Below are 26343 nucleotides of genomic sequence, written 5' to 3' on the forward strand. Positions count from 1 at the left end.
TGAAATACTGGAGTATATGCTGGGCTATTACAGCCAGCTCAGGCCACATCACTATAACGGTGGTTTGGCCCCAAACGAAACCGAGCGCAGATATTGGCTTGGCTATAAAGATGTGGCCAAAATTAGTTGACCACTACAGAACTCCAGCTTTTCTCAGTCTTTTAAGTATCGAACTTGGTAAAAGGTAATAACCGGGCAATGTTCCGGGCATCATCAATCCCTCTGTGGTGAGTGCCTTCGAAACACAACCCGTGGTGTTTCAGAGCGTTCGAAAGGCCTGAGCGGCGATTTGAGACCTTACCCTCGCGCCACCTCTGTTTCAAGTTGATATGCACAAGCTCAAAAAAGTCTGGCGTTATCTGATAACGATGTCGCTCGGCCTGGATTTGATTCCGATCATAATCCCCCCATGAGCCCCAAGCGGCTAATTCAAATTTTGAGCTCCATGCATTAATTAACTCAACGACTTCCGTATATACAGGTGCCGAATCTACAGCTTGTTGCGTGATACTTGTCAGCTGGCTGCAGAACCTACTTAATTTTGGATGAACCTGTGGACGTACCATAAAAGAGTGTGAATCGATGACTGTGCCGTCATATGCTGCGATAACACAGCCAAATTCGATAATTTCCATATCATCCACTGTTTGTTTACGATCTAACCCTTCTACGTTTCCATCCCAGCATGTAGCCTCAAGATCAACGACTAACAAGCATTTTTTCATCTAGTGTACCTTTGGCTAAAAGCGAAACTTACCTTGCCTCTATTGCAAGTAATTGACGGTTTTACTGTAGCCCGCGCAAATCATCAACCACATCAACACGATCAAGCAAAAAGTCTGCATCGGCGGCGTCAAACTCAGCTAAGCTCGACCAAGTCTTTTTAGCTGGCTTTATATACAGCGCATCACCTTCACGAAAAATATGAACCTCAGTTACATCCGTAAACTCATACTCTTGGGGAATGCATACTGCCTGGCTTCCACCGTAAGTAAATAGCTTAGCCGTTTTCAAAAGCACACCTTCTTTATAATCACTCACTTTTACTACTCAGGTTAGCCGGGAGCCAAACGGTGTCAAGCTCGGCCTTACGATTGTTGTTCCGATTACTCAGAGTTGAAATTATGCCAGAATAGCCGAATTCGCTGTAACATTAGTGGGCACTGGTACGCAAACTCAAGAGGTGATTCTAGCCAGTTGCCTCAATGCCCTTTAAACGTTATCTGTAACACGACCAATGGATATTTTAAGCCGTTACAGTGAATAGAAGGAGACTAATAGGTTGTCAAAATCTTTAAAGCGCCATGACTTTCCAAGAAAAACAATACTCCTGCTTAAAAATAGAGCTGGAGATGTTTGCTGTAAACCTGATTGTCACGTGCATACTGCAGGTTCTAGTTCACTTAAGGAAAAGACTGTGAGCATTGGTGTTGCTGCTCACATATGTGCTGCTTCTCCTGGTGGTCCCAGATATAATCCAAATATGTCTGAAGAGCAGAGAACATCTTACGATAATGGTATTTGGTTATGTCAAACTTGCTCGCGTTTAATTGACGTGGATGAAAGGCGTTTTTCTGTTGAATTACTGCAAACTTGGAAGCGGGAAGCTGAAGAGTATTCGTTAAAGCGCGTTGGGCAGAAATCGATCACAGAACATGAACGAGACAAAGAGGTTAGAGCAGCCTATGGGCAGGGAGTTTTAGAGCAAGCCAAAGGTTCTGTTATTGCTGGAGATTCGATATCCAAGGTTATTGAGGGATATGAAAAGAACTTATCAGAACTGGATGAACGATTTCTGATCACTGTTGATAAAGCTTCAGCCTCTCATACCATTCATCGTATAGAAGCTAAACCGGGTTATCGTCCAACGATTAATCTGCTGGTTCGAAATACTGATTCCTTGGACAGCCTCAGGAGATTCCAAGAGTTTGGAGAATCAGTACAACTAGATGGCGATAGTTTTAAGTTTGAAGGCTCAAAGCTTTTTGACATTTTACCTCCTGGCAGAGGCTCTTTGTTTTTTAGAGGAAAGCCTGAAAAAATAGAAACATATATTCTATTTAGATCCGATAGGTCTGGCGACGACTGTGAACTAGCTTATTTTCATTCAAATATGACATCTGGTTCGAAAGGAGTTTCAATTAACGGAAGTGGATTATCTGGATTATTTACGCTGAAAGCCACTGCAACGCAGGATGAAGGGACTCGTCTTAACGCCAAATATTCTATTGAACCATGGCTAGGAAAAAGGTTAGACAAGCTCGCTTATTTCCCCAAATTACTAAAAGCAAAAACTTTTCTAGAGAAGCACCCCGATGCAAGGCTTGTCATTGAGTTTCATCATCAAGGTCAGCCGATTATCTTTGACTCAATCAAGTATAACCATACGGGTTTTAAAAACGGATTTCTGGAGAGCATCAGCATTATCGACTATTGCAGAGCCATTGCGGAAAATTTCCCTGAATCTTTGATTTTTAAGGAATACGCAGTGAGCGATAGAGAATATGAACAAATAAAACGCTATTACAGCATTCTCAAAGGAGGTTCGTTTCCTGTTAATGAAGGCAATCAGTTTTGCGAGGGTGATTTAGACGAAGGCATGGAAACCTCCATTGACTACTGGGAAAGAGCTGGTGAAGGGTGGCTCAGATGTGAAGAGGGACCTAGTGAAAATGCGACAAATGTATTAGGAAACATGGTTGTTGCACCACCAATGCATGCGGTAGTTCATCGCTATTCAATGGCTTTATTTTGCCTTCTGGATGGAAAGGAAAAGGGGAAATTAAGCTTTACGATCAACGCAGTAAAGGACTCCACTTTAGAGTGGTCTTTTGATAAAAGCCGTAAATGGTTTCTGCTCTAGATGCTCAACATATGAGCTTTTAGCAATATATCCAGTAGCCTTTAGACCAGCTTCCTAATAACCTTTGCCAGAGATGGAGCATGCCTGTTGAGAAATGATTCAAAGGTTTTCTCATTACCTATCAGGACGATAGATTTCAAGCCCTCATAGAGCTCTGCCATCAGTAAAGCAGCACTAATCACCTAATCATTGGATGCGGTAGACTTATTCTCCCCATTCCTACAGAATGACTTCTTAGTGTTCATCTCCAAAGGCCTCCCCATGCATATCCGGCTACTCAGCGATATACATATCGAGTTTGCCGATTTTAAAGCATCAGCAGCAGGTGCTGACGTTGTCATCCTCGCTGGGGATATTTATGTCGGAACCAAAGGGATTGACTGGATCAATGCCCAGGCGTTTGATTGCCCGGTGATTTACGTTCTTGGCAACCATGAGTACTACTCACATAAGTATCCGGGGCTCGTCGCTAAGATGAAGCTTAAAGCCCAGAATACCAACATCTTCGTACTGGAAAAAGACAGTATTGCCCTTGATGGTGTACGTTTTCACGGGGCAACGATGTGGACAGACTTCAACTTGTTTGGCACCCCAGAGCTGTCTGGCTATGCTTGCCAGCAGATGATGAATGACTATCGCAAGATACGACGGGAACCCAGTTACAGCAAATTACGCGCTGTTGATGTGTCCATCATTCACCTTCAATCGAGACGTTGGCTTGAAGAAAGTTTGAAATCGTCCGATTGTAAAACCAATGTCGTTGTCACTCACCATGCGCCCAGCATACACTCAATCCCAGAGCGTGATCGGGAGGATAAAATTGCGCCCGCATACGCATCTGACTTGGAGGCCTTCATTCACAACCACCAGCCAGACTTTTGGTTTCATGGCCATGTTCATGAGAGCGCTAATTACAACATTGGACCATGTAACGTGCAATGCAATCCCAGGGGATACATTCACCATCTTAATGAAAGATTTAATTCGGAATTACTGATATCTATCTGACGATGTGCGAATATAACTCTGGAGCCGTATCAAGCATTTAACAATATGGCTCATTGGACAATGACGAATTACTTGCCGAACCAAATTGGCAACCTCCTTGGTCAGAAAAAAATAAGTAGAAGCTGAACGTTACCGAGATCGACAGTCAAAGGCTAAGTATTTTGGTCGAACTCCAGATATAAAAAACAGTGCAGGAGCAGAACCTGAGGCGCAATCAATAGGGGAAGAAATCCTATGAGAGTGTTTCAACGTGGAGATATTGTCAAAGCGTATTTAAATCTGGCACCCGGCTAGGAGTTACAAGATGAACAGAGACATTTCCTAAACTAATTCTGAGTCACTACACTTTAGATCAGTGCCCTAATAATCTTTGTCCTGTTTGAAAATTATTTATCGCAAGGAAGAGCTTTGACTGAGCAAGAGAAAATTGTCCGCTATTGGCACACTATAGAGTTGCTGCAGCCGCAATCAGCCCCTAAGTTGAAGAAGCGAAGAAAACTTTACGATGCATACATTCATGACACGCGAATTGGGCATCCCGTCCCTCCGTGGTCAACCGCAAGTATTGTTTCAAAGCAACACCTACCCGAGGGTCGAGTCTGGAGCCACACGCTCTTCGCCCATATTTATGACAGCCGACGTGTTGCTGAACATCTCAACGAGGTTTATGGTGCTGACCAAGGCTATCGAGAACCCCAGTTCAGAGAATCGGCGCTATTTGCAGCAAAATTCGACATGGCAGGTCATTTTGTTGATGATAGTTTCGTTCTCTCCAGCGAATCATGGTTTCTGGGGCGTGTACTGGCGAGGAAGGATTGGACCCGAGGTTTCGAGGATGATCAAAGGGCCGCTGGCGAAAAAGCGAAAGTGCTGTTTGAGGGGCAAGTGTCCGGTGAGGCGCTGCATGAGCTAACAGCATGGATCCTGCAATACCTGGGTCTTGAGGGTTTCTTTGGTGAAATGAATGATAAAGTGTTTCGTTTTCGCTCCCAACCACTCAATCCCAGTAAACCAGAATCGGAAGACGATCCACTCAATAGCTTCCTGCTAGACGATCTTGCCGCTGTTGCCGACAGTCTCGGTAATAACGTGCAAAGCGTACCGCTAGATCAATATCTGCGCAAACACGATATGCTGCAACGTCTGCACGTAGACGATGACAATGTATCGTTATCACTGATCGACCACTTGATGCCCGATGCCTATGCCATGGGTTGTTGGCCCTCTGATGGCCATATGGGGCTTGTGCATTCCCAGCAACTAGCAGTAAATACAATTCTGGCCACCATTGGGAAATCCCAAGGGCTAATAGGCATTAACGGCCCTCCAGGTACTGGTAAGACGACACTGCTGCGCGACTTGATTGCCGCTATTGTGACCAGTCGGGCCGATGTGCTTTCCAAGTTGCGTCGTGCTTCTGATGCATTCGTCTTTAATGGGCTAGAAACGGCTAACGACAACGGTAAGCAGCAGGTCTGCTTTAAACTCAATCCCGACCTGTATGGTTTTGAGATCGTCGTGGCTTCGTCCAATAACGGCGCAGTGGAAAATGTTACACTCGAATTACCCCAGCGCGACAAGATCGATGAGAGCTGGCTGCCTGAGTCGGAGTATTTCTCTGATCTCGGTGAACTGGTTAGTGGGAAACCTGCGTGGGGGTTAATTTCAGGAGCGTTGGGTAGTAAGGCGCGGCGAACCAAATTTGTGCAGCGCTATTTCTTTGGACAGAGTCCTTCCACTAACGATGATCAGGTAAACCTGGAAGCCGAAGAAGACGATGAGTTTGGAGATATTGTGGACTCATCGTTTTCAGCGTCTGCCATGGCAGAGAATAATCCTGTAGCACACGAGGACCAGACTAAGAGGTCGGCAGGCAAGGAAGAAGAGCAGAAAGGCTTTTTCGGATTTCTGAATGCATGTGCTGAGGTAAACAAAGATCGGTCCCCGGAACAACGCCAAGCGATGTGGAAGCAAGCGATTGCTGATTACGAGGCCGCTAAAGCTGAGGTACACAAAACGAGTGAGGCAGCCAGTCGCATCCGTAAACTAGTCCAAGCCATCAGCAAGACTAAAAAGATGGTAACAGAGCAATCAAAGGCCCTCGGAGTACTCAAAACAGAGCTTACCGACGTGAACGCTCAGCTTTATCGCTTGGATTTCGAGGAAAGCCGCCCCGCAAATATGGCACTCAAACAAAGTTTGGATGCTCTTGAAATGCATCAAGCCTGGAAACCAGGATTTTGGGCGAAAGTATTCAGTTTCTGGGCAATACAAAGAGACTGGGATGCTAAGCGGGAACGACTCGAAGACTTACATAACATAGCAAAATCTGAATTCAGCAGGATCGCACGCCTCGTCAACCAACTGGGGGTATCTAAGGATAGTCTGGAAAAAAAAACTGCCGATACGGAATATGAGCTTCAACGCCTAAATATCCAATGCCAAGCCCTCACTAACGATGCTATCAACGTGGCGGGTTACGGCAAAGCCGAACATCTCCTGGCTTGGTTACACGAGGGAGTCATTGGCCGAGGCGATGCCATCGAACTGGCCGAGCCATGGCATATCGAAGGTTGGCGCCAGGCGCGCGCGCGAGTATTTATAGAGGCTCTCAAGCTCCATCGGACATTCTTTGAATTGGAAGCACACCGAATACGCTCCAACCTGTTTCTTATCAATGGGATCTTGACTGGAACCCGCTATCAGGGTATTTCGCACGATGCCATTCGTTCGGCTTGGGCATCGCTGTTCATGGTAGTGCCAGTGTTGAGTACTACCTTCGCGTCGTTTGCTCGTTCATTCGGCTCATTAGGGGCCAGCGAGATAGGCTGGTTGCTGGTTGATGAAGCAGGACAAGCTCCACCCCAAGCAGCGGTTGGCGCATTATGGAGGTCCCAACGGGCTCTGCTGGTGGGTGACCCCCTACAACTCAAGCCTATTGTCACGGTCTCCGATGCAGTACTCGAACATATGCGTACACGTTATCAGGTAGATACCCATTGGCTACCCAATCGGCAATCTGCGCAAACGTTAGCTGATGAGGCAACCCGTTGGGGACGAATGGCAGGACCTGCTGAAGATAAGAGTTGGGTAGGTTTACCACTCGTCGTACACCGCCGCTGTGACAAACCTATGTATGCACTTGCCAATCGCATCGCTTACGATGGAGCGATGGTGTATGGAACTATTGCACCGCGACCTGATAAAGAGACACCTGCTAGTCTTCAATCTGGATGGGTGCAGGCCAGTGGGAGATCTGAAGGTAACTGGGTGCCAGTTGAAGGCAAAGCCCTTCAGACGCTGCTTGCTTTGTTACATGAAGATGGTGTGCAGGCTGCCGATATTTCTGTCATTACGCCCTTCAGAGCAGTTCAGCAGAACCTTAAGCGGATGCTGGGCAGCAAGATGGTATCAGGCACAATCCATACCATGCAAGGCAAAGAGGCATCTGTTGTCATCATGGTATTGGGTGGTAATACTGAGGGCTCAGGAGCGCGTGACTGGGCGGTATCAGAACCGAATCTCCTGAACGTGGCTGTAACGCGTGCCAAGCGACGCTTCTATGTGATTGGTGATAGAAACGACTGGAAGAACCGGGCGTTGTTTTGCGATGTCATGGACTTATTGCCATTATTGACACTTCCTGAGCGAACGATGGATAGCTTGCCATTATCTCAAAAACAAACCGCTGGGTTGGCTGACATCAATCAATGACACTGTTGAGCCAAGGTTTTGGCCCTGATGCTCCTAATAGGGCTGGGAGATTGCGCTCAGCATTACTCTCAGCATAAAACAATTAACTGTCTATCTAACTGAAAACTGGCAGTCATCATCAAAAATTGGTTCTCATTAACGAGCGATAACTCAGAGCAGTAAGCTCCTCAATAGTTTAAGCATAAAGAGGATTTCTGTAATCTAATGACAGAAATGATCATAAAATTACTTTCGAGGTCTTTATGCAATTCAGAAAGTTCATTTTATGATTAAAAAACAAGAGTTCATTTTATGGTTAAAAAACAAATAAGTGATTGATATTTAATAAACCTAAAAGTTCACTTTATGCTTAAAACGACATTTGACACCTTGCCCGATGAGAACGCGTCGTTCGACCACCAATGTGCCTGGAGCATATTGGAACAGCTTTAGCTGGCCCCATCGGGGCGAGTATCAGGATGATACGAGTAATAACGTCAGGAGCGTTTTTGAACAGCTCTGCTGGCCCGAAGGGCGAGGGCAGGATAGCCCGAGTAATCGCGGCGGGTGCACTCACACCACTAACAGCTTTAAAGCCGCCGTTTGTCTTACGCTTAGCTGACAGGCTGCTGCCTTATGCTAGTATCGTCCCCGGTATCATACTAATAACAACCAGGGAGTTTCACCGATGAGAAAACTGCACCTTATGCTGGTGCTGTGCCTGCTGCCACTTATGGCGTTGGCACAGGACGACAACAGCCTGAGCGTAGAGCGCTTGTGGCAACTGCAGCGCATAGGCTCGCCCGTGGCATCAAACGATGGCACTTATATTGTTGCACCGGTTACCAAATATGACGTTAAAGCCGACAAGGCGCATACCCAGTTGTGGCTGTTTAGTGCCGATGGCAAACAGCAAACACCACTTAGCGCCGAAGGCCTGCGTGCCAGCGAAGCCACTTTTTCGCCTGACGGCAAAACCTTAGCCTTTATCAGCCAGCGTGACAAAGACGACGCCGGGCAAATTTATCTGCTGCCAATGGGTAAGCCCGGCGAAGCGCAGCGCTTAACGCAAGTGCCAACGGGTGTGCATGGTATTAAATGGGTGGGTAAACACCTGTATTTTATCAGCCGTGTCTGGCCGGGTAAAAGCTGGGACGACATGAGCGAACAGCTAAAAGCCGACAAAGATAAAAAAGTGTCGGCCCGGCAGTGGAATGCGCTGCCTTACTCGCAGTTTGACCACTGGATAGACGAAAACCGCCAGGCACATGTATTTCGTATAGCGGCCAGCGGCGGTGAGGTGCAGCCCGTTACCCAGCCACTGGGTTATGAATTACCGCGCGCCAGCCAAAGTGCGTCCAGCTACGATATTGACAGCAAAGAGCAGTATATTGCTTTTACTGCCAACGGTTGGGATAACCAGGTAGATGCCAAAATTGATATTTTTCTGGCCCGCATTGGTGGCGACAGCGCTGAAAATTTGACTACCGACAACCAGGCGCCGGATGCTAACCCCAGTTTCAGCCCGGACGGCAAAAGCCTGGCCTTTACCCGCCAGCGTATTCACGGTTTTTATGCCGATACCGCTAAATTAACTATTTATGATCTGGCCAGGAAAACCAGCCGTGAGTTAGCCGGCAACTGGGACCGTTCAGTCAGTAATTTTGTCTGGACAGCCGACAGCCGCGGTTTTTATAGCAGTATTGATGATGCGGCCACCCAGCGCCTGTACCATATAGATGCTAAAAGCGGTAAAACCCGTGCTATTACCCAGGCCACCAGCTTTGGCCAACCGGTTTTAGCGGGCGGCAATACTCTGGTTGCTACCAACGACAGCTTTATGTACCCGGCGCGGCTGGTAACGGTAGATACCCGTAACGGCAAAACCACCCGGCTGGATAGCTTTAACGACGATATTCTGCGTAACACCGAACTGGGTAGTTATGAGTCGGTAACCTATAAAGGTGCTGAAGGTAAAGACATTCAAATGTGGGTGCATTACCCGGCTGGCTTTGATAAAAGCAAAAAATACCCGCTGTTTTTACTGATCCATGGCGGGCCGCACAACGCTACCGGCGACAACTTCAGCTACCGCTGGAATGCCCAGACCTTTGCCTCCTGGGGTTATGTTACTGCCTGGCCGAATTTTCATGGTTCAAGCGGTTTTGGCCAAGACTTTGCCGATGCGATAAACCCCGACTGGCGCACCAAACCGTTAGCCGATATTCAGGCAGCAACCAAATGGTTTGAAAACCAAAGCTGGATTGATACCGATCGCATGGTAGCCGGTGGTGCCAGCTACGGCGGTTACTTAACCTCAGTACTGCTGGGTACCGAGCACCCGTTTAAAGCGCTGCTTATTCATGCTGCGGTATACAATATGTACTCGCAAATGGCGGCCGATTTTGCCGTGCATTCCACCCGTTTTGGCGGCTACTGGGAAAACCCTGACATCTACAAAAACATATCGCCGCACTACCATGCCGACAAATTTAACACGCCAACCTTAGTGATCCACGGCCAGCTGGATTACCGTGTACCGGTAGGCCAGGGGTTTGAGTTGTTCCGTACGTTGCAAAGCCGTGGCGTAGAATCGCGGATGATTTACTTCCCCGACGAAAACCACTGGATCTTAAAACCGAATAACTCCATTTATTGGTATAACCAGGTAAAAGACTGGATGACCAAGTTCGCCGAACCCGGCGCCCGCTAAGGCTTAATATCACGGCGCCTGCGGGCGCCGTTTTTACGTCAAGTATTTGCAAAAGAATCATTACGGCTACAACAAGACAGCCAAACCGGCTTATGTTACTTTCTGCTCAGGCTTTTTGTGGAGCATCGCAATGTCATCATCCCCTTACCATTATTTTGATCATCAGCGTTTAACGCTGCAAAGCGGCAATAGCTTGCCGGCGGCGCAATCCTTGCTGCAACTGGCGGGTAATACCCAGCTGCTGGCGCAACTGGCAGCAGAGCCTGGCGCGCAGCAATTACTGGATGCCACAGAGCAAGCTTATCAGGCCGGTTACGAGCAGCAGGCCTCTACCGAATTTGAATTACAGGGGCTGGTTTTTGCCGGTATTGGCGATCCGCTGTTGCACATGGAACTGTTGTCGCAGGTATTACCAGCCTTTAAACGGCAGCGCCATGGCGTGCCGGTTACGTTAATTACTTATGGTCTGGTGGCACCAAGCGAGGCCGCGGCGTTATGCCAGCAGTTAATTGAGCTGGAAGTAGAAAAGTTGGAAGTTTACCTGCCGGCCACTAATCCGCCGGCCTATCAGCAAGCGGTTAAACCAACACAATTGGGTTTTAGCGAAGTGTGCCAGTTTATTCACACCGCCAGTGAGGCGGGGTTACAGGTTAGCTGCTTTGCCTATGCGCCGGTAGCACAACAAAGCGAATTGCGCGCGCTGGCGCTTGATTTAGGCGCCAGAGCTTTTGTGGTAAAGCCACTAGCTATTGTTTAACCAATCTTCATGCGCGTGGCGCACGCGAACAATAAAAATACTGTTGTCATCTTCAAGTTGGTAAATAACCAGGTGTGAACCGACAGGATGCAGCCGCACAGGTGGGATAAGTTCTTCACGCACAGGCGCGGCTTGCGGGTTGTCAGACAAAAACTCAAAAGTAGTGGTTAATTGCTGGTGGTAACGCTGCGCCTGAGCCAGGCCAAACTGTTCTGCACCGGCAACAAAAATAGCAATTATATCTTCTTCAGCTTTGTTGCTAAGAATATAAGCCATGCGTTATTGCGCCAGTTTCGCCATGGCCGCTGCTTCCAGCTGCGCCATAGTGCGGTGTCCCCGGCCACTGTTAATGCCTTCATCAACTAACTGCTGCAGGTGGGCGGCTTTGGCTGTCCGTTCCTGATCTCGCCGAATAAGGTCCCGCACGTAGTCGCTGGCATTGCTGTAACGTCCGGTTTGTGCTTGTTGTTCTACCCAATGCTTCATGCCATCGGGTAGTGATACGTTCATGGTTGCCATTGGCTTGTCTCAGTTACTGCCGTTAAGCTAATTGTGCTGTTATGGCAAACTTTGTCAAGTTTGCTCATCAGTCTTAGGCCAACCAGGCACAACTATGGCTTAAGTTAAATTTAACGCCTGGCTGCTGCCGGCTTTACTCTGGTGTCATATAAGTGCTGCAGCGCTTCGGTTATCGTCATATCGGCGTTTTCACTCAGGTAACGCTCGACTTGTTTATGCACAAAAATCACCGCTTGTTTATGCTGTTTGGCAAAGGCGGCGCATTGCTGTTTTAGCTGCTGGTTAAATTCTTTTTCTGCCACTTGCTGATGAATGGCCTGGATCGCCTGCTCAAAGCTGTTGCCGTTATCGGCAAAAGCTTCTTTTAAGGCGTTTTTCGGGATGCGGTAAGCTTTACTGGCAAAATCCAGTGCTTCACGAAAGCTATCAAAGCACTCGCCAAACACGTCAAACTGCAACGGGGTGCTATCGTGCACCTGCTGGCTAATACCACCGGCTTCATAGTCAAAACCAAAAAAGTTAAGCCGCTCGGTGGTTTCCGCGCCCAGTTTTAACCCCGCTTCAATACTGTGACGCAGGCTAAAATCTAACGCCGCTAACTCATCCACTGTCCACATGTCATAAATGCTCAGCGCCTTGGCATACTTTTTAGCCAGTTTGGTTTTGGCAAATTTGTGCCGCTCATCCAAAGTGCCGGCTTTGCAGGGTTTAACCAGCTCATGGCATTCATTACAAACCGGAATTTTTAAAAACTCACTGGCCTCGCGCGTGGCCAGGTAAAACTCCAGATACTGTTGCGGCGGCGCATAGTCGTGCTTAGCGGCAATACAGCCGCAATAAAAGCAGGTATTAAAGTGGTTGCTACGGGTGGGTACCAGCAAATGGTAATCCGTAGCTGCGGCCATCGCGTCCTCTGAAGTTCGAAAATTATAAGCACAACCGCTGTGCGCTAGATATCAGCTGGCAGCAAGATAGCATAAGGAGGCGCTGGTTTGGTTGTTAATATTCACGTCCAGGTTTAAAGAACTGCTTGGTTGCACCCGCGCTCCCTGGCACACTGGTAGTTAGAAAAGTAAGGCAAACTAGGCGGTTACGGATGGCGTTGGAAACTTATCTGCGTAAATTCCGTGAATTAAATACCATGCACCTGCAAGGGCATAATAAACCGCATAAAGTGTGTATGTTGTTGGCGGTGATGGATTTGATTGAATGTGGTGTGATTGGCGAGAATCGCATTGAGTTTAATGAGGCTTTAACATTCGTCCGATCCGGTCGTTGATCACAGCTTCTCCAGCTTTTAAGTGCACACAGTTCAGGCAGTTGAGAGAGCATATAGGTTAAGCGCAACTCATCAAAGCCATACAGCGCAGTCATATCAATCTGATCAGTTGCTAAAACAAAGTCAGCTGCATTCTGGTTGTAATAATCTATTGTTTCAGATGACATTTGCCCGGCTATTATTTTTTGATAAACGCTTTGATAGTACATGCGTTTTTTCCTGTTTTAAAGGACTAGATCCTGACGCTGCGTAGTGTAATCTACAAGCAAGCTAAAACGGGTTTTGCAGGTGTACCTTGATGGTAGAACATATTTTTAAAAGCAGCCGCTTTTTGGTATTGGTTACGGTGCTGGTGTGTGCTGTTGCTGCTGTGTTGTTATACGCTGCCAGTGTCAATATTGTGTTTCATGTGGTGCTGGATACCGTTAGTAGCATGCCGCAATCTGCCGATGGTGGTAAACGCCTGGCAGTAAAACTGTTAAAAATACTAGATACGCTGCTGATTGCGGTTACCTTTCAGATTATTGCTGTGGCGCTGTACCGCTTGTTTATCGCCAATCAGCCGCTGCTGCCGAATAGCTTTTTAACGTCACTACAAATTAATAATTTTCATGATTTAAAAGTCACCTTAATACAGGTGGCGATGGTGATTCTGGTAGTGTTGTTTTTAGAGCAGGCTGTGGAAGTTGGGGCGACGCTGGAAACGCTGTATTTTGGCCTGGCAGCTGCGGTGGTGATCGTCGCGGGGGTGTACGCCACGGTTAGTATGAAAGAACATTAGGTTGGCACCGCTATCAGCCGTCATTTGAGTTTTGCCACATATAAACAAACTAACCCCACGGCTTTGGCGTGTAGCTTAACTTTTTAATAGTTTTGGGGGTTTAAGGCGGCCGGTCCCTCCGTGCTGTTTTTTTACCAGTAGCAACGCTGCATGGCAGGAAAAAAATCCACTATTTGTGTAAAAACTACAGAAGCAAAATAAGGAGCTTTTTAAATACTTTAATAAAAACAATATTGTATGGTTGGTTTGTTTTTTGCTGGCATAAAGTTGAATAAGGTTGCAGATATCAACTAACCCTTAACGACAGGAGCTTGCACCATGTACAGGTATATGAAATCTACATTTATGTTGGCTGCACCGGTGCTGGTGTATCTGAGCATTTATACCGTTGGTGTTGTTGTCGGTAATAATGTTTTTAATTATGTCGCAGTTTACATGGCGGCCTGTTGTGCCATGTTGATGTTGTTCTTTATTACCCGCGACAACGATGATTATAAAAATGCCTTAGCTGCAGTTGGTCTGGGCGCTTGTGTATTTTTTGCGTCATCTTATATGGTGCAGGCACTGGACCAGAAATCTTACCCGCGGCCGGCATATTCTGAAACCACAGCCGTATTAGCAAATGCCACTATTCAGCCCTGGTTGGCCAACTGGGTATCAGACACCCAGCCATCGGACAGTAAGCCGGCTGTAGCACCCTCCCCGGAAGACGCTGAGCCGCTTACACAGTAATAAGTACTATAAAACAGGCACTACAGCAGCCGGCGCTAGGCCAGCCCGGCGCCACTGCTGCTTTGCTCTGACGAGACTATACTGGACATTACTATCCTGAACATTTTTGCTGTTGGTCAGCGTTTTTGCACCGTTGGTCGCGCAGCGATTAGTTCACGCTTGATTACATACAGGCCTGTATGTATATTGCCAGTCTTATTCTGCCTATGCTGTGCACAGCGTATTGGGGCAGTGTCTCACAGGAGTTTGTATGCGTGTAAATATGAAGCTGTTAAGTGCATCAGTGCTGGCCGTGTTATTGGTAGCCTGTAGCGAACCGGAGCAAGCCGGAGCACAGGGGGCAGCCACGCCCGAGGTTGAGGTGGTCACAATAAGCCAGTCGTCTGTGGCGTTAACTACTGAATTACCGGGCCGCACTACGGATTATCGTCAGGCTGAGATCCGCCCGCAGGTAAACGGGATTTTAAAACAGCGTTTATTTACTGAAGGCCAGCTGGTTGAAGCGGGCCAGGTACTTTATAAAATTGATGCCGCGCCTTACCAGGCAGCACTGGCCAATGCCAAAGCCAACCTTACCAGCAGCAAAGCCGTGCAGCACAATGCCAAGCTTAAAGCCGACCGTTTTAAAGGTTTGCTCGGTGGCAAAGCAGTAAGCCAGCAGGATTTTGATGATGCCCAGGCCACATTGATGCAGGCTGATGCCGCAGTAGCCAGCAGTGAAGCAGCGCTGCAAACTGCGCAGATTAACCTGAATTACACCGAAATCACCGCGCCGATTGCCGGCCAGATTGGCCGCTCTGCTGTTACTGAAGGCGCGCTGTTAACAGCAAACCAAACTCAGGTAATGGCTACCATTCGCCAGTTAGACCCGATTTATGTTGATTTAACCCAATCGAGCAGTGAGTTGTTGCGGTTAAAACGCCAACACAGCGGCGACAATAGCGAAAAAGTCAGCGTAGATTTATTACTGGATGATGGCAGTGAATATGCGCACAAAGGCAGCCTGCAGTTTTCTGAAGTGAATGTAGACCCCAGCACCGGTATGGTAACGCTGCGGGCGGTGTTTCCGAATGAAAGCGGCGATTTACTGCCAGGCATGTTTGTGCGGGCGCGCCTGCACCATGGTAATGACGACAATGCGTTGTTAGTGCCGCAAGCGGCGGTTAGCCGCACGCCAAAAGGCCAGGCGTCGGTAATGCTGGTAAACAGTGAAAACAAAGTAGAAGCCCGGGTGATTGAAACCGGCCGTACTGTTGAGCAAAGCTGGCAGGTGCTGTCGGGCCTTAAAGCCGGTGAAAAAGTGATTGTGGCAGGCCTGCAAAAAGTGCAGCCGGGTGCCACGGTTAAAGTGGTTACAGCGCAAGCTGCTACTAAAAACGACGCCGCTAATACTGCTGCGCAGTAAATTCAGGAGTAGCAGATGGCAAATTTCTTTATTAACAGGCCTATTTTTGCCTGGGTAATTGCAATAGTAATTATGTTGGCCGGGATGTTGTCGATTAAACAACTGCCGGTAGAGCAATACCCACGCGTAGCCCCCCCGGCAATCAGCATCAGTGCTTCATACCGTGGCGCTGCGGCGCAAACGGCAGAAGATGCGGTAACCCAGGTTATTGAGCAGGCGATGAACGGCCTGGACAACCTGATGTATATGTCAGCCAATACCGACTCATCCGGTAATGTCAGCCTGACGCTGACCTTTGAAACCGGTACCGATCCGGATATTGCCCAGGTGCAGGTGCAAAACAAACTGCAGCAGGCGTTACCATTATTACCGCAGGAAGTGCAGCAAAACGGCGTGCGCGTAGCCAAGTCTAACGGCGGCTTTTTGATGGTAGTGGGCTTTATCTCTGAAGATGGCAGCATGGCGCGTGATGATATATCCGACTTTGTGGTAGCCAACGTAAGAGACCCGCTAAGCCGTACCCTGGGCGTAGGTAACGTACAGGTGTTTGGTAGCCAGTATGCCATGCGGGTATGGTTGGATGCTGACAAGCTAAACCAGTATCAGCTGACACCGGCCGATGTCACCTCAGCTATTCAGGTGCAAAATAACCAGGTAACAGCCGGCCAGTTAGGCGGCGCACCAGCGTTACCGGGCCAGCAGTTTAATGCCGCTATTCTGGCGCAAACCCGGCTGACGTCGGCTGAAGAATTCGGCCAGATTTTACTACGGGTTAATGCTGATGGTTCAATGGTAAAACTGTCGGATGTGGCCCGTATTGAGCTGGGTGGTGAAGATTACTCTGTTATTGCCCGTTATAACGGCAAAATGGCTACCGGTTTAGCGATTGAACTGGCCACCGGTGCCAACGCTCTGGATACCGCCAGTGCTGTAAAAGCCAAGCTGGCTGAGCTGGAGCCTTACTTCCCGGCCGGTTTATCCACCGTGATCCCCTATGACACTACGCCTTTTGTTGAAGTATCTATCAGCTCGGTTGTGCAAACACTGATTGAAGCTATTATTCTGGTGTTTTTGGTGATGTATCTGTTTTTACAGAACTTCCGCGCTACGTTAATTCCTACGCTGGCAGTACCGGTAGTGTTGCTGGGTACCTTTGGTGTGATGTCAGCTTTTGGCTTTACCATTAATACCTTAACCATGTTCGGTATGGTACTGGCCATCGGTCTGCTGGTAGATGATGCCATCGTGGTGGTGGAAAACGTTGAACGGGTAATGAGCGAAGAAGGCCTGGGCCCGGTAGAAGCCACGCGTAAATCAATGGGCCAGATCACCGGTGCTTTGGTGGGGATAGGCCTGGTGCTATCGGCGGTATTTGTGCCTATGGCGTTCTTTGGCGGTGCTACCGGGGCTATTTATCAGCAGTTTTCTATTACCATTGTAACAGCCATGGCGTTGTCGGTGCTGGTGGCATTAATTTTTACTCCGGCACTGTGTGCCACCATGTTAAAGCCCATTAAGGGCGATCATCAGGCCAAGGGCGGTTTCTTTGGCTGGTTTAACCGTGGTTTTGACAGCACCAACCGTAATTATCAGCGTGGTGTTGCCGGCATGCTGGCACGGCCTAAGCGGTCGATGCTGGTGTATGGCGCTATTGTGGCTGTTATGGCGCTGATGTTTATGCGCTTGCCCACCTCATTTTTGCCGGAAGAAGATCAGGGCGTATTTTTAACCATGATCCAATTACCTACCGGTGCCAGCCAGGAGCGTACTGAAGCCATTATGGATAAAGTGGCCGAGCACTATGGCTCTGAAGCTGCGGTGCAATCGGTGTTTACGGTATCGGGTTTTAGCTTTGCCGGCCGGGGCCAGAATATGGGCCTGGCGTTTGTGCGGTTGGCTGACTGGGGTGATCGTGGCCCGCAAGATAGCGTGCAGGCGGTTATCGGCCGTGCCTGGGGCTTTTTTGGTACAGTGAAAGAGGCACAGATATTTGCCTTTAACCTGCCACCTATTGCAGAGCTGGGCCGGGCAACGGGTTTCTCGCTGTTTTTGCAAGACCGTGGTGGCGTAGGGCACCAGGCATTATTGAATGCGCGTAATCAGTTACTGGGTATGGCAGCGCAAGAGCAAGGCCTGGTAGGTGTGCGGCCAAACGGTATGGAAGATGCCCCGCAGTTACAAATTAACGTGGATCAGCTAAAAGCACAGGCGCTGGGTGTATCGCTTAGCGATATCAACCAAACGCTGTCAATTGGCTGGGGTTCTACCTATGTTAATGATTTTGTTGACCGTGGCCGGGTGAAAAAAGTGTATGTGCAGGCTGAGCCTGAGTTTCGTATGACACCGGAAGATATCAAACGCTGGCATGTGCGTAACAGCAACGGCGAAATGGTGAGCTTTGCTTCTTTTGCCAGCAGCGACTGGGTATACGGCCCGCAGCGCTTAGAGCGCTATAACGGTGTATCGGCAATGGAAATTCAGGGTGAACCGGCACCAGGCTCCAGTTCGGGTGATGCGATGGCTACCATGAAGCGCTTAATTGGCCAGTTACCAGATGGTATTGGTTTTGAATGGACGGCAACCTCGTATCAGGAAAAACTGTCTGGCTCACAGGCACCGGCATTGTACGCCTTATCTATTCTGGTGGTGTTTTTGTGTCTGGCGGCATTGTATGAAAGCTGGAGCGTACCTTTTGCAGTAATACTGGTAGTGCCGCTGGGTATTGTTGGCGCACTGACCGCCGCTTATATGCGCGGCCTGGGTAACGACGTGTACTTCCAGGTGGGCTTACTGACCACCATGGGGCTGGCGTCGAAAAACGCCATTTTAATTGTCGAGTTTGCCCGCGAACTGCAACAGCAGGGTAAAGCGCTGGTAGACGCCATATTAGAGGCAGTGCGTTTACGTTTACGGCCCATTATTATGACGTCAATGGCGTTTTCATTAGGTGTACTACCGTTGGTGATCAGCAGTGGTGCTGGCTCTGCCAGCCGTAATGCCATTGGTACCGGTGTACTGGGCGGCATGATCTCAGCAACAGTACTGGCCGTGTTTCTGGTGCCGGTGTTTTATCTGGTGATAATGCGGGTGTTTGCAGCAAAGGCTAAAACCACGCAGCAGGATGATGCCGAGCACGGCAATTCTGAGGTTGTGAAGCAGTCTTAAATGAACACAGGGCAGCAAAGCTGCCCTGTTAGGTTTGTACCTTTACCGGCTTTTCGGTCCCACGCTGAACTGCCGGTTTTTTTATTGTTACCAGCCTGGTTTAACGACGGCGGTTAATCCGACACCATGCAGTACATGCTAACAGGCTTATCAGCAGCCAATGTAAACTGCCACCTGAACTTTCCTGTGGTTTCGCGGCGACTACAATCTTCGCCGTGTGGTTGGCAACTGCTCCAGCAGAGTCGGTAACTGTGAAGCTTAAACTGAACTCAGCTGCGCTGTTAAGCTTACCCGTTAGCAGCCCGGTACTGGATAAGGTAAGTCCCGTTTGGGGGGAGGCGAAAGCAAACTGCAGAGCAAGCCCTTCAGGATCAGTAAAATATTGTGCCAGCTCAATCTGGATATCTGATCCTTCTACTGCCGGGAAAACAGGTAAGGAGGCTTTTACCACCGGAGCCAGGTTTAGCTGATACTGGAAGTTAACACGTGATACCAGCCCCGCAGCATCTGCCGCCAATACGTCGAAATTACCGGACTCGTTAGCCTGCCCATTAAAGCTCAGGCTGCCATCGGCACTCAGACTGAACGCTGCAGCAGCATTTTGCAGGCTGAAGGTAAGCGCAGTATCTTCTTCATCGCTGATCACAGAGCTAAGTGCTATCTGGTAGTTTTTACCCTGGTTAAGCGACAGCTGCAGTTGTTCCGGAGTCTTTACAAAAGGTGCGCTATTGTGAGCAAAGCGGCTCAAACGACGTTGCTCAACGTCATAGATACCCACATTGCCCGCTAATGGCACCAAAGCTGAGTAGCCAATCTGATAATCCTGCTGTAGTTGCCAGCGGCTCAGGCTCAGGCTGCTGTTCCATAGTCCGCTGGTGTTGTCTTGTTCAAGAATTTGGAACCCATTCCAGTTAGATGCCGCGACAAAGCGATCACCGACTGGCACCCAGCGCTGGAAGTTTGCTTGCAGATATTGATTCGATAGTAATGTCAGCTCTCCGGTATTACCTACGCGATAGTTTTGTAGATAATTATTGCTTTGTAATGTCAGCAGATTATTACGAGCGTAATAGCTGTCCAGGGCAGGGAGAGAGAAACCTGTAAAAAGTTGCTTTTGTTGTAAGGTGTTATTTGCAATAACAAAATGGCTGATAATCTGTTGTTGCTGATCGACAGTATAAATATTATCTCCTACCACCATCAGCATCTGGATGTCTGCAATACCCGACACACCTGATACGCCGTTGGCTACAGTGTGGACGATTCTGAACTGGTTATTTTGCTCAAGTCGCAGCAGGCTCAGTGTGTCGTTTCTTGCGATAGTCAGATATAGGCCCACGTTGACCAAGTTGTGTGAATTAATATAAAACGGGTAACCGTTACGGTCGGCCAGGACGCCACTGCTTAGCAACTGCAATTTGTGGTTTTGAGAGTCAAGTTTTAGCAATGAGTAGTAGTTACTTTGGAATATCGCAAATAATCCATCACCCAGATTGTGTGCGCTGTTACTATAATAGTAACTATCATGCCCAAGCAATTCCAACTGAGTGCTGGATTGCATTAGTTCAGGCATACCTTGCTCATTAAGTTTGTACAGTCTGAGCATCCGATTATCGTGCTTTAGCAGGTAGTCATCATTCAGTACCAGTAAACTGGCAGGGTCACTGAATCCCAGCACTACATCCTGTTCGCCTGGCCGTACGCTGGCAGAAACTGTCAAAGTATTTGTATTAAGCTGTAGTAAGCCGGTGTCATTTAACACCGTAACGGTTTGCTCGCGGCCTAAAACCGCTCTTACCCCGGTGGTGAGGTTGTTTAAGTTCACGCTGGCTACTTGCTGTAAGTTATTGGCTTTATACAACCCAAGAGTGTTGTTATTCCTCAACAATATATTGTTATCGCCAACAAAGTTCAGTTCAGAAAAAAAGTTGTTAAACAGATTATTACCACTTAATACCTCGCTCAGTTGCAGATTTACCGGGTCATAGCTTAATACATAACTAAAGTTGTTACCGCCATAGACAATACTTTGGCCGCTCGGGTTTACAGTTAAGTATCCAACATATTGATCGCTATTGATATTGTGTGACATGTTATGCCCGCTGACATATTGCCATTGACCATTTTGCAACCGATAAACTGCCAGATTCTCATGTGCGTTTTGCCAACTTGAACTGGCAACCAGCAGGGTGTTACCACTAAGCGCAATATGATCGGCATATTGCGGCAGTTGCAACGTAGTCAAAGGAGTCAGGCGGCCATTGTCTGCTGCGACGCTGTAAGTGTTAACTTCGTAACCGTTATTTACTACCGCCAAGCCGTTACGCAGTATAATACTACTACCGTAGTCAATATTAATTCTGCTAATAGCTGTAACAACAGGCTGATATTCTTCATTTAACGGTAACGAGATCGCAATACCGTAGGCCCTGCCTAACACCCAATTGTCTGTGGGGGATACCTGTAACTCATTGATATAAAAACCCGCCTCCAAACCAAGTTCAGTATTAGATACTTCGTGCACCAACTGATACTGGCCATTGTTCACTGTATATATGGCAATACCCAGCGCACTGCTGACTACAGTCACTTTATCACCCTGTGCAATCTTATCTGCATAGGCCAAAATGCCCTCTTTCAACTGAGTATCAATTTGCAGGCTAATCGGCTGGCTTAGATATTCTTCTGACGGCAGATAATTGCTGCTGACATACTGCGGTGTTACAACTTGATCTGCCTGCACAGACAGCACAGCCAGCAGTAAGCTGGCCCAAAAAGTTTTATGCATTAATAGTGCTTCCTGAAAAGGGAATAATAATGGGATAGTCACAGCAAAACGCTGTTGCCGTAATTTATTCGGGAGGACAATCCTTTGTTTAGTTCTGTGGACACAAAACCTACAGAATCTTATCAACCGGATAATATGAAGTAAATAGAGGTCAAAATACTTAATTAATCAATAATCAAGGTTTTTTCAGGCCCTGCAGCATGGCATCTACCAGTGCGCCGGCATGTTGATGTAAGTCGCATTGTTGCGGCCGCAGTAAGAAGTTACTGATAATGCCGCCCATATACATATGCAAAGCTGTTGCCGCCAGATAGGGGCAGATACCATCACGTAGTAAATCTGCCTGAGCGGCGCGTTCAAAAGCCCGCTGCATTACAGCAACGGCTTGTTCATCCAGCTCGTCCTGCTTATTTACCGCCGGGTTTAATTCATCAATGTATTCACAGCGGTGAAACACAATTGTCAGCACCCGGTGGTGTTGATCACTTGAGGCAATAAGCTTCAGGCCGTTAATCATTAAATCACGGATTTGATTGAAAGGATTATCACCAGGATTGTTATCTATTTCTGTTAGCAGAGTTTGAAACGGTAAACGTACCCGTTCCAGCATGGCATTGAATAAATCGGCTTTGTTCTGAAAATGCCAGTAAATTGCGCCACGGGTTACATTGGCGGCTACGGCGATTTTCTCTAACGTTGTACGCGATACACCGTGCTGAAAAAATAACACTTCTGCAGCATCTAAAATAGCTGCCCGGGTGCTTTCGGCTTCGGCCTTGGTACGTCTTGCCATTTGTTGTCTTTTAACCCTGTTATCTGCTTAATACAGCTGCAATTTTACCATATTTTGCCGGTTAAGGCCTAACCTAATGTGGTAACAGGGCTTTCGGATCTTAGCGTGCAAACGCCACTCTATTACGGCCGGCTTTTTTGGCGCTGTATAGTGCTTCGTCGGCGCGTTTTAGCAGTTGTTCTGTGGTTTCGCCGGGGTTGCGGATAGCGCAGCCTAAGCTGATGGTGACATGTACGGTTTTACTGCCCGGCGTATTGCCGCGCTGTTGTTTGCCTTGCTTACTGTCTTGCGGCCGGGTTTGCTGGCGTATCACCAGTGGGTACTCTGCGACTTTAGCGCGTACCTGTTCCAGCTTTTCTGCCAGGGTATCTTTATTATTGTGACGGAATACCAGCGTAAACTCTTCGCCGCCGTAGCGGTAAGCACTAAGGCCGCGTTCGCTACCAAGTAAGGAACCCAGTAGTTTTAATACCTGATCGCCAACATCGTGGCCGTAGGTGTCGTTAAATTTTTTAAAGTGATCAACATCCAGCATAGTAACAGCGCTGCGCCGGCCAAGGCGGCTTAAATGGTTTAGCAGGGCGCGCCGCTGCGGTAACTGGGTTAGCTCGTCAATATAGGCCAGTTGCAGCATCTGGCTGGCCAGGCTAAGCAGCAAACTTAAACTGGCTGCCAGTGTCATCCAGCCCGACATCTGTGGTTGCTGGATCAACAGATAAAACAGCATCACTGCCAGCCAGGCAGCAAACTGGCCCCAGCGCTGGCTGTTGGCAGCGTAAAAATTGAGTAACCCTAACCAACAGGCAGCGATAACCGCCACCCACCATAACTGGCCCCAACTAAGCAAAAATTGTGCTGATACCGGCTGAAAAAAGGCTGCCGGCAGGGGTAACAACGCCAGCCAATCGGCCAGTGGTAACAATAGCAGTAGCGGTGGTACCAGTAGCATCAGCAGTAGTAGTAATACTCCGCGTGGGGTAAGTAATTGTGGTTTTTGCTGCAGTTGCAGTAACAGCATCAGTACGGTGAACAACAGCGGCAGGGTAAAACTAAGGGCCGCAGTAGCAGGGTCGGTTAACGGGCGTTGTAGTGCTTGCTGCACCACATAATAATGGCTGCCAAGCAAGCTGAGGCTGTATAACCAGTGCCATTGCCGCATCAGGCTGGCCAGCGTGGCGGTTAGCAATATCATGGCAGCAACAATGTGAGGAAACTGGGCGCTAATGGCTGAGGCCAGCGGCGCAAACTGCCATTGCAGTAACAGGATCAGCAGCAGCGGTAACAGAACAAACAAATGCACCTAAAACCTCAGTGATAGTTAATCGCCAGCATTAATAAGCGGCGTTAATTGGTGCCATGCTGAGCAGTGGCCATACCCATTACTTTGCCTCTTGCATCGCGCAGCGGCAATACCGACTTATTGCTGCCGGTTTTTTTGCCGGCGTCTGCCGCCTGCACTTCGCCAACAAAACGGCCACCTGTTTCAATGCTCAGATTATCGCTGTAAATGGTACCACTTAGTACGCCAGATTGCAGAATTTCTACCTGTTCGGCGTAAAACTCGCCCTCAGCACGGCCTTTAATAATAAGGTGACTGGCGTAGATTTTGCCTTGCACCCGGCCTGGCTGGCTAATGGTTACTGCATGACTACTGCGGATATTACCCAGCAACTGGCCGTCGATCTGCATATTGCAGTCCAGCACCAGATCACCTTGTAATTCACAACCCTGAGAAAGCAAGGTGGCATGTTTAGTAACGGCTTTGTCTTGCGGAGTTTTAGCTGAAAACATAATCTTGGCTTCCTGTAGCAAGTGCTGGCTGCGGTTACAGCGGCATGGCGGGATAGCTGGTGCGATTGTGCATCCCGGTGAGTTTTTGCATTAGCTGGCGCTGGCTGGCCAGTAATTTACCGCTTTTTTCATTCTGGGCGTGGCATAAGCGGGCTTTTAACGTCAGTTCCTGCAGTAACTGGCGGGTGCCGTGTTGCACCGGTGCCGGTAACCGGCTAACCAACTGGCGCATGCCGTCGCGGTTATTTTGTAAACCAAACTGTTGTAGCAGAGTATCGCGTTCATTGTGGCTAAGCTCGAGCGCTGTCATCAGTTGCAGTGACTGCTGGTTCAACTGCTGCAGTTGGGCACTTTCGCGTTGGCTCATCAGTTCATACTGTTGTTCCAGCAACTGATTCAGCTGATCCAGCCGCTGCACATCCTGTTGCAGGCTGCTGATAAATTGTTTCAGCAGCTGGGCGCTCATCGTTTGTGCATTTCCAGCATAGCGCTAACCAGTGTGTCTTCATCCAGTTGCAACTCGCCGTTGGCAATAGCCTGTTTAAGTTGCTGCACTTTGGCCATATCTACACTGTCTTTATCTGCCAGGCCCTGAAACGTTTGTTCCAGTGAACGGCTGAAGGCGCTCACCTGACTGACGCCAGCTTCAGTTTTACCTGCCACCGGGGTTTTTGCCTGCTCTGTGCTGTGTTTTTCCTGCCCCAGCCGGTTTACCGGGTTTATCTGCAGCGGGTTTTTCGGATCTATTTGCATACTGTAAGTTCCACAATTTGGCTCTGATTAGATAAAGCGGCGTGATAATAGCGAAACTTTAATTTATTTCTGCGTGGTTTCAGCATTATTTTCTCCGGTTACGATAGCGTCGATCACTTTACCGGAACTGACATTTTGCACGCTGATCCGCTCGCCCAGCTGGCCATCACTAAGCGCGATAGCGGTGATGGCGACAGCGAAGCCATCGCCGCGGTACTGCACGGTGATCTGCGCGCCTTTTTGCACCAGATAAGCCGCCTGTAATAAATGGCGGCTAACCGGGCTGCCCGCACTGATACGACGCTTTACTGTCATGCCCAGCAGTGTGCCGGGGTCAAACTCCAGGCCATGGCGTAGGCTACTGATATCCAACTCCTGCAGGCTAAGCATATCAGCTGTTAGTACTTCATCACGCTCCAGTGTGCGGCTGGCCACCACCAGCGGTAAAAACAGTTTTACCTGCGCTACAGCCCGGCTTTGCCAGCGCTGCGGCGAGGTGCAACTTAAGCTGTAACTCACCCGGCCCAGCGGCGGCTCGGTTTGCTGACGGCGGCTGATATCAAGGTTGTCGCAGCGGCTGTCACTTAGCGCCGAGGGCAAATTAAGCTGAATATCCTGCTGGCGGGCTTTTACCCCCAACTGGCGTAAGTACTGTTGCAGCTCTTGCTGAATATGCTGTTTAAGCTGTTGCTCGGGCGTAGGCCCAGGCAAGGCCTGCGCAGGCCAGACAATTAGCAGTAACAGCGCCATTATGCCGCAGGCTGCAGGAAAAACCACCCGCTTCCGCTGCGGAAGTGTTACTTCCGCTTTTGGCGCTGATTCTGGCGTATTCATATAGCAATTCATTGATACATATCGCTTTTTAATTGTGGCACAGAGCTTGTAAAACCCAGGGTAAGCAAAGGTAACCTGTGTAAAGAGAGCAACCTGAATATGTTTGATAAAGCGCTTGGTGTACACCCGTTTTCATTACAACTACGCCTGGACAGAGCTGAAATTATTGCAGGCAATCTGGCCAATGTCGATACGCCCGGTTTTAAAGCACGGGATATCAACTACAAGCAAATTATGCAGGATGTGGCTTACAACATGAGCAACGGCATGAACAAGCCGTATCAGGTAGCACAGAGCGGCCATCAGTTACTGTACCGCACGCCGTATCAGGCGTCTGCTGATGGCAACACGGCCGAGCTGAATATTGAGCAGGCTAATTTCGCCGCCAACAGTATGGATTTTCAAACCAGCCTCACCTTTATGAATATGAAAATCAGTGGCCTGCAAAAAGCGATTAAAGGAGAGTAAG

23 protein-coding genes and 1 pseudogene are annotated in these 26343 nt (G+C 48.5%); 12 read left to right on the forward strand and 12 right to left on the reverse strand.

The annotated features are described in order from the left end of the window. Window positions 1–130 (forward strand): annotated as a pseudogene (locus BLW68_RS20900) (IS3 family transposase); the annotation flags it as partial. Window positions 131–161: 31 nt separating this feature from the next. Here BLW68_RS20900 and BLW68_RS00005 read toward each other — a convergent pair. Continuing rightward, window positions 162–725 carry a 3'-5' exonuclease gene (locus tag BLW68_RS00005; RefSeq protein WP_092788887.1) on the reverse strand — a complete coding sequence of 188 codons (564 nt, stop codon included), beginning with the start codon at window positions 723–725 and terminating at the stop codon, window positions 162–164. Between the two features lie 61 nt (window positions 726–786). Continuing rightward, window positions 787–1041 carry a type II toxin-antitoxin system VapB family antitoxin gene (gene vapB / locus BLW68_RS00010; protein ID WP_245728237.1) on the reverse strand — a complete coding sequence of 85 codons (255 nt, stop codon included), beginning with the start codon at window positions 1039–1041 and terminating at the stop codon, window positions 787–789. 241 nt (window positions 1042–1282) lie between these two features. Here vapB and BLW68_RS00015 point away from each other — a divergent pair, with 241 nt between their 5' ends. From BLW68_RS00015 to BLW68_RS00035, 5 genes are all read left to right on the forward strand, one after another. Then, on the forward strand, window positions 1283–2863 hold the full coding sequence (locus tag BLW68_RS00015) for a hypothetical protein (RefSeq protein WP_143039906.1): 1581 nt from the start codon (window positions 1283–1285) through the stop codon (window positions 2861–2863). A gap of 261 nt (window positions 2864–3124) precedes the next feature. Further along, the gene (locus BLW68_RS00020; RefSeq protein WP_092789847.1) at window positions 3125–3871 is read left to right on the forward strand and encodes a metallophosphoesterase; all 747 of its coding nucleotides are present in this window, start codon (window positions 3125–3127) and stop codon (window positions 3869–3871) included. A 408-nt stretch (window positions 3872–4279) separates the two neighbouring features. Continuing rightward, the gene (locus BLW68_RS00025; protein WP_092788891.1) at window positions 4280–7585 is read left to right on the forward strand and encodes a DEAD/DEAH box helicase; all 3306 of its coding nucleotides are present in this window, start codon (window positions 4280–4282) and stop codon (window positions 7583–7585) included. Between the two features lie 667 nt (window positions 7586–8252). Continuing rightward, entirely contained in the window at window positions 8253–10277 is a 2025-nt protein-coding gene (locus tag BLW68_RS00030; protein WP_092788892.1) for a S9 family peptidase, read from the forward strand. Between the two features lie 130 nt (window positions 10278–10407). Continuing rightward, entirely contained in the window at window positions 10408–11034 is a 627-nt protein-coding gene (locus tag BLW68_RS00035) for a hydrolase TatD (protein ID WP_092788894.1), read from the forward strand. Here the strand turns inward: BLW68_RS00035 and BLW68_RS00040 are convergent. The 3 genes from BLW68_RS00040 to BLW68_RS00050 all read right to left on the reverse strand — a co-directional run bounded on the left by BLW68_RS00040 (window position 11020) and on the right by BLW68_RS00050 (window position 12458). Further along, the gene (locus tag BLW68_RS00040; RefSeq protein ID WP_092788896.1) at window positions 11020–11310 is read right to left on the reverse strand and encodes a type II toxin-antitoxin system RelE/ParE family toxin; all 291 of its coding nucleotides are present in this window, start codon (window positions 11308–11310) and stop codon (window positions 11020–11022) included. The genes BLW68_RS00035 and BLW68_RS00040 overlap by 15 nt on opposite strands. A 3-nt stretch (window positions 11311–11313) precedes the next feature. After that, window positions 11314–11553 (reverse strand): type II toxin-antitoxin system ParD family antitoxin, encoded by a 240-nt coding sequence (locus tag BLW68_RS00045; RefSeq protein WP_092788898.1) that lies wholly within the window; start codon window positions 11551–11553, stop codon window positions 11314–11316. A 110-nt stretch (window positions 11554–11663) separates the two neighbouring features. Then, the gene (locus BLW68_RS00050) at window positions 11664–12458 is read right to left on the reverse strand and encodes a hypothetical protein (RefSeq protein WP_092788900.1); all 795 of its coding nucleotides are present in this window, start codon (window positions 12456–12458) and stop codon (window positions 11664–11666) included. Between the two features lie 191 nt (window positions 12459–12649). Here BLW68_RS00050 and BLW68_RS00055 point away from each other — a divergent pair, with 191 nt between their 5' ends. From BLW68_RS00055 to BLW68_RS00075, 5 genes are all read left to right on the forward strand, one after another. After that, window positions 12650–12832 (forward strand): hypothetical protein, encoded by a 183-nt coding sequence (locus BLW68_RS00055; RefSeq protein ID WP_092788902.1) that lies wholly within the window; start codon window positions 12650–12652, stop codon window positions 12830–12832. Between the two features lie 298 nt (window positions 12833–13130). Further along, window positions 13131–13613, forward strand: coding sequence for a YqhA family protein (locus BLW68_RS00060; protein WP_092788904.1), 483 nt, complete (start codon window positions 13131–13133; stop codon window positions 13611–13613). Window positions 13614–13943: 330 nt separating this feature from the next. Then, window positions 13944–14345 (forward strand): hypothetical protein, encoded by a 402-nt coding sequence (locus BLW68_RS00065; protein WP_092788906.1) that lies wholly within the window; start codon window positions 13944–13946, stop codon window positions 14343–14345. A 250-nt stretch (window positions 14346–14595) separates the two neighbouring features. After that, window positions 14596–15750 carry an efflux RND transporter periplasmic adaptor subunit gene (locus BLW68_RS00070; RefSeq protein WP_092788908.1) on the forward strand — a complete coding sequence of 385 codons (1155 nt, stop codon included), beginning with the start codon at window positions 14596–14598 and terminating at the stop codon, window positions 15748–15750. A gap of 15 nt (window positions 15751–15765) precedes the next feature. Then, the gene (locus tag BLW68_RS00075) at window positions 15766–18915 is read left to right on the forward strand and encodes an efflux RND transporter permease subunit (RefSeq protein ID WP_092788910.1); all 3150 of its coding nucleotides are present in this window, start codon (window positions 15766–15768) and stop codon (window positions 18913–18915) included. A 100-nt stretch (window positions 18916–19015) separates the two neighbouring features. Here the strand turns inward: BLW68_RS00075 and BLW68_RS00080 are convergent, their stop codons facing one another. The 7 genes from BLW68_RS00080 to flgA all read right to left on the reverse strand — a co-directional run bounded on the left by BLW68_RS00080 (window position 19016) and on the right by flgA (window position 25874). Continuing rightward, window positions 19016–21703: an Ig-like domain-containing protein gene (locus BLW68_RS00080; protein ID WP_092788912.1), complete on the reverse strand. Its 2688-nt coding sequence runs from the start codon at window positions 21701–21703 to the stop codon at window positions 19016–19018. Between the two features lie 175 nt (window positions 21704–21878). After that, window positions 21879–22496, reverse strand: coding sequence for a TetR family transcriptional regulator (locus BLW68_RS00085; protein WP_092788914.1), 618 nt, complete (start codon window positions 22494–22496; stop codon window positions 21879–21881). A gap of 100 nt (window positions 22497–22596) precedes the next feature. After that, window positions 22597–23796: a GGDEF domain-containing protein gene (locus tag BLW68_RS00090; RefSeq protein WP_092788916.1), complete on the reverse strand. Its 1200-nt coding sequence runs from the start codon at window positions 23794–23796 to the stop codon at window positions 22597–22599. A 44-nt stretch (window positions 23797–23840) separates the two neighbouring features. Next, the gene (locus BLW68_RS00095) at window positions 23841–24287 is read right to left on the reverse strand and encodes a bactofilin family protein (protein WP_092788918.1); all 447 of its coding nucleotides are present in this window, start codon (window positions 24285–24287) and stop codon (window positions 23841–23843) included. Between the two features lie 34 nt (window positions 24288–24321). Next, window positions 24322–24753, reverse strand: a complete 432-nt coding sequence (flgN, locus tag BLW68_RS00100) for a flagellar export chaperone FlgN (protein ID WP_092788919.1) — start codon at window positions 24751–24753, stop codon at window positions 24322–24324. Then, entirely contained in the window at window positions 24750–25040 is a 291-nt protein-coding gene (gene flgM, locus BLW68_RS00105) for a flagellar biosynthesis anti-sigma factor FlgM (RefSeq protein ID WP_092788921.1), read from the reverse strand. The genes flgN and flgM overlap by 4 nt, the downstream gene beginning before the upstream one ends. Before the next feature lie 63 nt (window positions 25041–25103). After that, window positions 25104–25874 (reverse strand): flagellar basal body P-ring formation chaperone FlgA, encoded by a 771-nt coding sequence (gene flgA, locus BLW68_RS00110; protein ID WP_177172110.1) that lies wholly within the window; start codon window positions 25872–25874, stop codon window positions 25104–25106. Window positions 25875–25973: 99 nt separating this feature from the next. Between flgA and flgB the strand changes: the two genes are divergently transcribed. Further along, window positions 25974–26342 (forward strand): flagellar basal body rod protein FlgB, encoded by a 369-nt coding sequence (gene flgB / locus BLW68_RS00115; protein WP_092788925.1) that lies wholly within the window; start codon window positions 25974–25976, stop codon window positions 26340–26342. Window position 26343: the final 1 nt, after the last annotated feature.

Origin of the sequence: Rheinheimera pacifica, from assembly GCF_900108485.1 — a bacterium.
GTDB lineage: Bacteria > Pseudomonadota > Gammaproteobacteria > Enterobacterales > Alteromonadaceae > Alishewanella > Alishewanella pacifica.